Raw genomic sequence first — 9,126 nt, 5'->3', positions numbered from 1 at the left:
CCTATTTAAGTGATGTGCTGAAAAGGTTGCCGACACATAAAGTGACTCAGATTGAAGAATTGCTACCACACCGCTGGAAACCGGAACCGAATTAAAAAATAGGCATGGGGTTCAGCGGACGCTTACGAATGTGTCAATGACTATTTATTTTCTAAATAGTATGCAGGATATGCATTTAAGATTAGCCATATCTACTAAAGTCTAAATTATGATACATATAAAGCATACGATTAGGCTTAGGAATAGTGAATTATGGCGTTTTACGGTGATACGGACTCACAAGAAACCCAAGAATGGCAAGACGCCTTTGATGCTGTGTTACAACATATGGGTACTGAACGGGCAGCATTTTTACTCGAAAAACTGTACCAACGTGCAATTGCAAAGCATGTACCCATTCAGCGATTAAATACTCCTTACCTCAATACCATTTCAGTGGAAGAACAACCTGCCATGCCGGGCGATCAGGATATGGAGCGTCGTATTCGCGCCCTGATTCGCTGGAATGCGTTGGCAATGGTATTGCGTGCCAATAAAACAGGTGATGATTTAGGTGGTCACCTTGCAAGTTTCGCATCTTCAGCCACATTATATGATGTTGGTTTTAACCATTTCTTCCGTGCCAATAGTGATCATTTTGGCGGTGATATGATCTACTACCAAGGTCACTGTGCACCCGGTATTTATGCCCGTTCATTTTTAGAAGGGCGTTTAACCGAAGATCAATTAAATAATTTCCGCCGTGAAGTGGGCGGTAACGGTTTACCTAGCTATCCACATCCTTATTTAATGCCTGACTATTGGCAGTTCCCAACGGTATCGATGGGTCTGGGTCCAATCATGTCAATTTATCAGGCACATATTCAAAAATATTTAATGAACCGCGGTTTGATTAAAGAAGAAGACCGTAAAGTCTGGGCATATCTAGGCGATGGTGAAATGGATGAGCCAGAAAGTTTGGGTGCAATTTCACTGGCAGGTCGTGAAAAGCTAGATAACCTGATTTGGGTGGTGAACTGTAACTTACAGCGTTTAGATGGCCCTGTACGCGGTAACGGTAAAATCATTCAAGAACTTGAGTCGTTATTCCGTGGCGCAGGTTGGCGCGTGATTAAAGTGGTCTGGGGGCGTCATTGGGATGCTTTATTAGACAAAGACGACACAGGTGCATTAAGAGCCATTATGGAAGAAGCGGTGGATGGTGATTATCAGCGCTTGCAAGTGAAAGGTGGTGCATACGCTCGTGAGAAATTCTTTGGTAAATATCCTGAAGCCAAAGAATTGGTCAAAGATTTAAGCGATGAAGATATTGATAACCTGAACCGTGGTGGTCACGATCCGTACAAAGTATTTGCGGCGTATGCTGAAGCATGTAAGGCCAAAGGTCAGCCAACGGTCATTTTAGCCAAAACTGTCAAAGGTTATGGTTTGTCTGATGAAATTGAAGCGGTGAACAAAACCCACCAAATCAAAAAAATGCAGTTGGATTCTTTAAAATATGTACGTGACCGCTTCAACTTGCCATTTAGCGATGAGCAACTTGAAGAAGTGCCGTTCTATCGTCCAAGTGAAAATTCGCCTGAATTGAAATATATGAAAGCGCGTCGCGAAGCGTTGGGTGGTTATTTGCCTGCGCGTCGTAAAGACAGCGAAGCTTTACAAATTCCTGAATTATCAGTTTTCGATTCAGTCTTGGCAGGTTCAGGTGGCAAAGAACAATCGACCACTATGGTGATGGTGCGTTTGATTTCTGCCCTGCTCAAAGAAAAAGCCATTAAAGACCGTGTGGTACCCATTGTACCCGATGAAGCACGTACTTTCGGTTTAGAAGGCATGTTCCGTCAACTGGGTATTTATGCCGCACATGGGCAAAAATACACCCCTGAAGACCAAGAACAATTGATGCATTATCGTGAAGCCAAAGACGGTCACATGCTGCAAGAAGGCATTAACGAAGCAGGTGCAATGAGTGCTTGGGCAGCTTTGGGTACCAGTTATTCGACCAATAACTTACCAATGATCCCAATGTATATGTATTACTCCATGTTTGGTTTCCAACGTATTGGGGATATTGCATGGGCGGCAGGTGATGCACAGGCGCAAGGTTTCTTGTTGGGTGCCACTGCAGGACGTACCACACTCAATGGTGAAGGCTTGCAACACCAAGATGGTCACTCGCATATTTTAGCCAATACCATTCCAAACTGTGTGTCTTATGACCCATGTTTTGGTTATGAGCTTGCCGTGATTGTGCATGATGGTTTGCAGCGCATGTATGTCAATCAGGAGCGCGTGTTCTATTACCTCACTGTAATGAATGAAAACTACGAGCATCCTGAAATGCCACAAGGTGTGGAAGAAGGCATTAAGCGCGGTATGTATTTGCTGCAGGAAGATGAAAAAGCCACGGTTCAATTGCTGGGTTCAGGCGTGATTTTGCGTGAAGTCATCAAAGCGGCGAAAATCTTGCGTGAAGAGTATCAAATTCACTCGAATGTCTACAGTGTGACCAGTTTTAATGAATTGGCGCGTGATGGTATGGCGTGTGAAGAATACAACCGTTTGCATCCATTGGCTGAAGAAAGCAAAGAGCCGTGGATCTCACAACAGTTACGTGGCAAGGATGGCATTGTCGTGTCTGCTACCGATCACATGCGCGCCTATAGCGAGCAAATTCGCGGTTACTTGCCAGACAATCGTCCATTTGTTGCCTTAGGTACCGATGGTTATGGTCGTTCCGATACCCGCGGTAACTTGCGTAGCTACTTTGGGGTCGATGCAGCACATATTGTGGTAGCCACCTTGAAAAAACTGGCTGATGAAGGCGAAGTCGATGCGCGTTTGGTCAAAGATGCAATCTCGACATTTGAGTTAGATACAGATCGTCCTGTCGCGTGGGCACCGCAAGCGGTTCCTGAAGTACAAGCGGTTGCTGACTACAAAGAGGAGCACTGATCATGCAAATTCAAACGCCTGATATTGGTGTCGATAAAGCCACAGTTGCAGATATTCTTGTCAAAGTTGGCGACACGATTGCAGTTGATGACAGCATTGTTCTGTTGGAATCAGACAAAGCTTCTGTTGAAGTACCCAGCACCGCTGCAGGGGTAGTGAAAAGTATTTTGGTACAACAAGGCGATGAAGTGACTGAAGGTGCGGTGCTGATTGAGCTAGAAACAGAAGCTCAAACCGCAGTTGCTACAGAAGTTGCTGCACCGCAAGCCGAAGTGGACGCGGCACCGAAGCAAGATGCTGAACCAGTGGTCGCTGCAGCACCAAGCTCAGCGACATCAAACACTGCGCAAGAAGTAGATGTACAAGTACCTGACATTGGCGTGGAAAAAGCCGTTGTTGGGGAAATTTTAGTACAAGTGGGCGATGCGATTGATGTGGATCAAAGCATTATTGTGGTGGAGTCGGACAAAGCTACAGTAGAAGTGCCAAGTACGGTGTCGGGTACAGTTACCGCTATCCAAATCAATACGGGTGATACCGTAAAAGAAGGTGTGGTGATTCTGAAAGTGAAAACCGCCGCTGCTGCAGTCACACAGGTGGAAACACCTCAAGTGGCATCAGCAGAAGCGGCTGCTGCAACAGCGAGCGCAGCAACTGCATCTGCACCACAAACAACAGCATCAGCACAGGTTGAAGTCGCAGTGCCTGATTTAGGGGTCGATAAAGCCACAGTGGCAGAAATTTTGGTACAAGTAGGTGATACAGTTGCCGCTGACCAAAGTTTGATTGTGGTGGAATCAGACAAGGCTACGGTAGAAGTGCCAAGTACTACTGCAGGCGTGATTCAAGCGATTCATGTAGAATTAGGACAAAGTGTTGCGCAGGGCAATGCCTTAGTGACGATAGTAACTGCAAGCGCAGCTGCACCAACAGCAGTTGCAGCAGCTCAAGTTGCCTCTGCACCAAGTACATCGCCAGCAGTCAGTGCTGCATCTACAGCACAAACCACGACAGTTGCAGCAAGTGCGCATACGAATGTAGATAAATTGAGTAAGGCGCAACATGAAGCCAATGCAAAAGTGTATGCAGGCCCTGCTGTGCGTAAACTGGCACGTGAGTTGGGTGTCGTTTTAGCAGATGTAAACGCCACTGGCCCACATGCGCGTGTACTCAAAGAAGACTTGAAGGCTTATGTCAAAGCGCGTCTTACTGCGCCGCAGACTGTTCCTGTCGCTGCTACAACACAGCAAGTTACAGGTTTGCCAAAGCTACCTGACTTTAGTGCATTTGGTGGTGTGGAAGAAAAAGATTTGACGCGCTTACAACAAGTGTCAATTCCGCAATTGTCCCTGAACAATTACATCCCACAAGTCACGCAATTTGATTTGGCCGATATTACCGAGCTAGAAGCGTGGCGCGGTGAATTGAAAGCCAACTTCAAAAAAGAAGGTGTTAGCTTGACCATTTTGGCGTTCATTGCCAAAGCAGTAGCGCATTTGCTGAAAGATGAGCCATATTTCGCTGCGCATCTGGCAGACGATCAAAAGTCTGTGCTGCTGCGTAAAGAAATCCACATGGGCATTGCGGTGGCAACCCCCGATGGTTTAACCGTGCCTGTACTACGTAATCCAGATCAGAAATCGATTAAACAAATTGCGATTGAACTGGGTGAGTTGAGTCAAAAAGCGCGTGATAAAAAGTTGTCGCCTAAAGATTTACAAGGTGCAAACTTTACCATCACCAGTTTAGGTTCGATTGGCGGTACGGCATTTACGCCGTTGGTGAACTGGCCGCAGGTTGCGATTTTGGGTATTTCACCAGCGACCATGCAGCCTGTCTGGAATGGTGAAGGCTTTGATCCGCGCTTGATGTTGCCATTGTCATTGTCGTATGACCATCGGGTAATTAATGGCGCAGATGCAGCACGTTTTACCCATAAACTGACCCAGTTGTTGGCAGATATTCGTAGCTTGCTGCTCTAAACTCAGAAAAGCTTTATAAAACCCTGCTGCGGCAGGGTTTTTTGTCACTGCCGTTATTCGGCTAAATTTGCTTAACCGCAGTATTCCGTTTAGAATAGCTGTACTTCATTGGGGAGTAGCCGCTTTTTACTAATTTCTGTTTCAACTGAATGCAGTAAAAAGGTGATGGTCAACATATTTGTTCCACAGAACATGGTCATCATAGCAAAGAACCAAGTCTGCTTTTTCAAGCTTTCTTTTGTTGGCAAGACCTTTGATTTATCACTCTGCAGATTTTGGCTAGCAGGAGGGATAGGTCATTGGTATGTGTGCTAGCCAGAGAAAAACATCATGTATGAATTCCTCATCTCGACTGCCATTGTCGCCTTAGCCGAAATGGGTGATAAAACCCAACTATTGGCTTTATTACTCGCGGCACGTTTTCGTAAACCTGCTCCAATCTTGGTTGCTATTTTACTGGCAACACTCATTAACCACGGACTTTCTGCAGTTTTAGGGCAGTGGATTACCACGGTACTTAGCCCAGAAATTTTATTGTGGATTTTATCTTTAGGTTTTATTGGTATGGCGATTTGGATGCTTATTCCAGATCAGCTAGATGATGAAACTGAAAGCATCAACAAGTGGCAAAAATACGGTGTATTTGGCGCGACCTTTGTGTTGTTCTTTTTGGCAGAAATTGGCGATAAAACTCAAATTGCCACAGTGGCTTTAGCCGCACGTTATGACAGCGTGTTTTGGGTCATGCTTGGAACCACTTTGGGGATGATGCTGGCCAATGCACCTGCGGTATTTATTGGCAATAAATTAGCGACCCGATTGCCAATTGCTTTAATTCATAAAATTGGTGCACTGATTTTCCTAATTATTGGTGTGTCGACTTTGGCGCAACATTATTTATTCTAAACTATTCATTAAAATGCATAAATCCTGAGCAAATTGCTCGGGATTTGTTTATTTGAATGCTGCTGCAATTCACTGATATTTCAGGTAATCTGAGCCATTTTATTTATTGTAACTTTCCATAAATAGCTATATGTTATTCAATGATAGAAAATCTATTTTTAAAATGAAAAAATTGGGGATTGGTTATGGCATTTGACCGTACAACATCGCAGGTCTTATTTGATAATGGGACACATAAATGTATTAGTTTTACCAGTTTGGTCAAAGGTGAAGGTGTTCAGGCCAACCAATTTCTGATCATTGATAATAACCGTGCCGCAGTGCTAGACCCAGGTGGCGACCTGACCTATGTACCACTGACCATGGAATTAAACAAATATACCCGTTTGACCAATCTTGACTATGTCATGGCATCGCACCAAGACCCAGACATCATCACTTCAATGCCGCGTTGGTTGGTCTATACCGAAGCAAAAATCGTAGCATCAAAATTGTGGGCGCGTTTCTTGCCGCACTTAAGCTCATCTTTTATGAGCGACCGTATGAAAGGCAACTGGTTAGATCGTTTGGTGGAACTGCCAGATGAAGGTCAGGCAATTCCTTTGGGCGAGTCTAAAATTATTGCTGTGCCTGCGCATTTCTTACACTCTGTTGGTAATTTCCAGTTTTATGATCCTATCGCCAAAATTTTATTTTCTGGTGATATGGGTGCGTCAATGGTGGAAGATGCTTCAATTCCATTGACTGATTTTGCTGCGCATATTCCTGCGATGAAAGGTTTCCATCAGCGCTATATGTGTTCCAATAAAGTGATTCGCCTCTGGGTGAATATGGTACGCACCATGGACGTTGAAATGATTGTGCCGCAACACGGTACGCCATTTGTGGGCAAAGAACAGGTGAACCAATTCCTAGACTGGATTGAAACATTGGAATGTGGCGTCGATTTGATGGATGAACACGTTTTTAGCTGCCCTGAATAAGCGACAAAAAAAGCTGAAAAAACTGTAAAAAAAACTTGAGTGCAAAAACAACTTTTTTTAAGATTTTCGCCCAAAAACGATTTTTTTGATGACGAGAACTTAACGAATGTTGTCTCAAGTACCTACAGCCGATGCCTGCTTAAGCTGCGGCGCGTGTTGCGCTTATTTCCGTGTTTCATTTTATTGGGCTGAAGGCATGAATATGCCTGAGCACTACACGGAACCAGTAACAGCAGTCTATTCATGCATGTGTGGTACCAATCAGAGTCAGCCGCGTTGTGTCGCTTTAGAAGGTGAAGTTGGACAGCAAGTGAGCTGCGGGATTTATGAATTACGCAGCAGCTCTTGTAAAGAAGTGCAAATTGCCGATGATCAATGCAATAAAGCACGTCGTGCGCATAACATGATTCCATTTGTGCAAGTCGATCCAGCCATTTCTGTGAATGATGATGACTTCGATCAAGTGGTTTAATGGTGCTTTAAGTTGTTGATCGCAATCCAGATTGGAAAAGCAAAGCTGCGGCTTTGCTTTTTTTGTGGCTCAATTTTGGGTAGATAGCCAAATCATGATTCAGATTGAAGCGGCTTTATCTGCCTGAAAAATGAAACCTCGCAAGTTTTAAACTTGCGTGGCTAAAAAGCAAACTAGGAGTGAAAACCTCAATTTTTAGATGAAAATTACCGATTTTTTCATGCTGCATCCCCCAGAAGGGCAGAATAAAAAATATTTCTTAGAGAACAAATGAAATTTGTGCCCAGATTTGTTTATAATGGCTCACGGAAATTACCAGTGAGACTGTTATGCTGACCATCGTTCAAGAAGCGTTAACCTTCGATGATGTCTTATTACTCCCTGCCTATTCTACTGTTCTCCCAAAAGATGTCTCCTTAAAGACACGTTTTACGCGCGGCATTGACCTGAATATTCCTTTGGTTTCAGCAGCAATGGATACGGTGACTGAATCTCGTATGGCAATTGCGATGGCGCAAAACGGTGGTATTGGTATTTTGCATAAAAACATGGACATCGTTGCGCAAGCAGCCGAAGTGCGCCGTGTGAAAAAATTTGAAGCGGGTATGGTGAAAGACCCGATTACCGTAACGCCAGAAACTACAGTACGTGAATTGATTGCGCTGACTCAAGCCAACAATATTAGCGGTGTACCTGTGGTAAAAGATGGCAAAGTAGTGGGTATTGTGACAGGACGTGATACACGTTTTGAAACCAACCTTGAACAACCTGTCAGCAACATCATGACAGGTCAAGATCGTTTAGTGACAGTACGCGAAGACGAATCTAAAGAAAACATTCAAGCTTTATTGCAACAGCATCGTATTGAAAAAGTCTTGGTGGTGAATGACCAGCAGGAATTAAAAGGCTTAATTACGGTCACTGATTTCCGTAAAGCAGAATTGTATCCAAACAGCTGTAAAGATGACTTAGGTCGTTTACGTGTGGGTGCTGCAGTGGGTACAGGCGCAGAAACACCAAGCCGTGTAGAAGCATTGGTTGAAGCAGGTGTCGATGCGATTGTGGTTGATACTGCACACGGTCACTCTGCAGGTGTAATTGAGCGTGTACGTTGGGTAAAAGCTAACTATCCACAAGTTCAAGTAATTGGCGGTAACATTGCAACTGGCGATGCTGCTTTGGCATTGTTAGATGCAGGCGCAGACGCAGTGAAAGTGGGGATTGGTCCAGGTTCAATCTGTACCACACGTATTGTGGCAGGTATTGGTATGCCGCAAATCTCTGCAATTGACGCTGTTGCCAATGCATTGAAAGAACAGATTCCATTAATTGCCGATGGTGGTATTCGCTTCTCTGGTGATATGGCCAAAGCGATTGGTGCAGGTGCAAGTACCATTATGGTGGGTTCATTGCTTGCTGGTACTGAAGAAGCACCGGGCGAAGTTGAATTCTTCCAAGGTCGTTACTACAAAGCATACCGTGGTATGGGTTCATTGGGTGCAATGGCGGGTGCAACAGGTTCTGCAGACCGTTATTTCCAAGACTCGAAAGCAGGTGCAGAAAAACTTGTACCAGAAGGTATTGAAGGTCGTGTACCGTACAAAGGCCCAATGGGCAACATCGTGCATCAGATGATGGGTGGTTTACGTTCATCTATGGGTTATACAGGTTCTTCAACCATTGAAGATCTACGCCAAAATGCTAAGTTTGTGAAAATTACTGCAGCAGGTATGCAGGAATCTCACGTGCATGATGTGACGATTACCAAAGAAGCGCCGAACTATCGCGTTGGTTAATATTTAGTATCGTTTTCAAATAAAAGCCGTCA

7 protein-coding genes and 1 riboswitch are annotated in these 9,126 nt (G+C 44.5%); all 7 genes read left to right on the top strand.

Features of this window, described 5'->3' with window-relative positions; all coding sequences use genetic code 11:
• The coding region (locus HYG89_RS12805) for a transposase domain-containing protein (protein ID WP_178867550.1) at window positions 1-95 on the top strand (95 nt) is incomplete at its 5' end.
• 157 nt (window positions 96-252) lie between these two features.
• On the top strand, window positions 253-2,955 hold the full coding sequence (gene aceE / locus HYG89_RS12800) for a pyruvate dehydrogenase (acetyl-transferring), homodimeric type (RefSeq protein WP_096901655.1): 2,703 nt from the start codon (window positions 253-255) through the stop codon (window positions 2,953-2,955).
• A 2-nt stretch (window positions 2,956-2,957) separates the two neighbouring features.
• On the top strand, window positions 2,958-4,937 hold the full coding sequence (locus HYG89_RS12795) for a 2-oxo acid dehydrogenase subunit E2 (RefSeq protein WP_178867819.1): 1,980 nt from the start codon (window positions 2,958-2,960) through the stop codon (window positions 4,935-4,937).
• 98 nt (window positions 4,938-5,035) lie between these two features.
• Window positions 5,036-5,195: riboswitch (yybP-ykoY riboswitch) on the top strand.
• A 72-nt stretch (window positions 5,196-5,267) separates the two neighbouring features.
• Window positions 5,268-5,843: a TMEM165/GDT1 family protein gene (locus HYG89_RS12790; RefSeq protein WP_004974251.1), complete on the top strand. Its 576-nt coding sequence runs from the start codon at window positions 5,268-5,270 to the stop codon at window positions 5,841-5,843.
• 185 nt (window positions 5,844-6,028) lie between these two features.
• Window positions 6,029-6,826, top strand: a complete 798-nt coding sequence (locus tag HYG89_RS12785) for an MBL fold metallo-hydrolase (RefSeq protein ID WP_004974253.1) — start codon at window positions 6,029-6,031, stop codon at window positions 6,824-6,826.
• A 106-nt stretch (window positions 6,827-6,932) separates the two neighbouring features.
• Entirely contained in the window at window positions 6,933-7,298 is a 366-nt protein-coding gene (locus HYG89_RS12780; RefSeq protein WP_004974255.1) for a YkgJ family cysteine cluster protein, read from the top strand.
• Window positions 7,299-7,627: 329 nt separating this feature from the next.
• On the top strand, window positions 7,628-9,094 hold the full coding sequence (gene guaB, locus HYG89_RS12775) for an IMP dehydrogenase (RefSeq protein WP_004974257.1): 1,467 nt from the start codon (window positions 7,628-7,630) through the stop codon (window positions 9,092-9,094).
• The last annotated feature ends 32 nt before the right edge of the window (window positions 9,095-9,126 follow it).

The organism is Acinetobacter sp. SwsAc5, from assembly GCF_013391485.1.
Classification (GTDB): domain Bacteria; phylum Pseudomonadota; class Gammaproteobacteria; order Pseudomonadales; family Moraxellaceae; genus Acinetobacter; species Acinetobacter towneri.
Note: the sequence above shows the minus strand (reverse complement) of the source record. Positions and strands in the feature narration are given on the sequence as shown.

What these genes read in the sequence shown, in the direction of transcription:
- HYG89_RS12790 (WP_004974251.1), top strand. Translation starts at nt 5,268, where the DNA reads ATGTATGAATTCCTCATCTCGACTGCCATTGTCGCCTTAGCCGAAATG.
- guaB (WP_004974257.1), top strand. Translation starts at nt 7,628, where the DNA reads ATGCTGACCATCGTTCAAGAAGCGTTAACCTTCGATGATGTCTTATTA.
- HYG89_RS12780 (WP_004974255.1), top strand. Translation starts at nt 6,933, where the DNA reads ATGTTGTCTCAAGTACCTACAGCCGATGCCTGCTTAAGCTGCGGCGCG.
- aceE (WP_096901655.1), top strand. Translation starts at nt 253, where the DNA reads ATGGCGTTTTACGGTGATACGGACTCACAAGAAACCCAAGAATGGCAA.
- HYG89_RS12785 (WP_004974253.1), top strand. Translation starts at nt 6,029, where the DNA reads ATGGCATTTGACCGTACAACATCGCAGGTCTTATTTGATAATGGGACA.
- HYG89_RS12795 (WP_178867819.1), top strand. Translation starts at nt 2,958, where the DNA reads ATGCAAATTCAAACGCCTGATATTGGTGTCGATAAAGCCACAGTTGCA.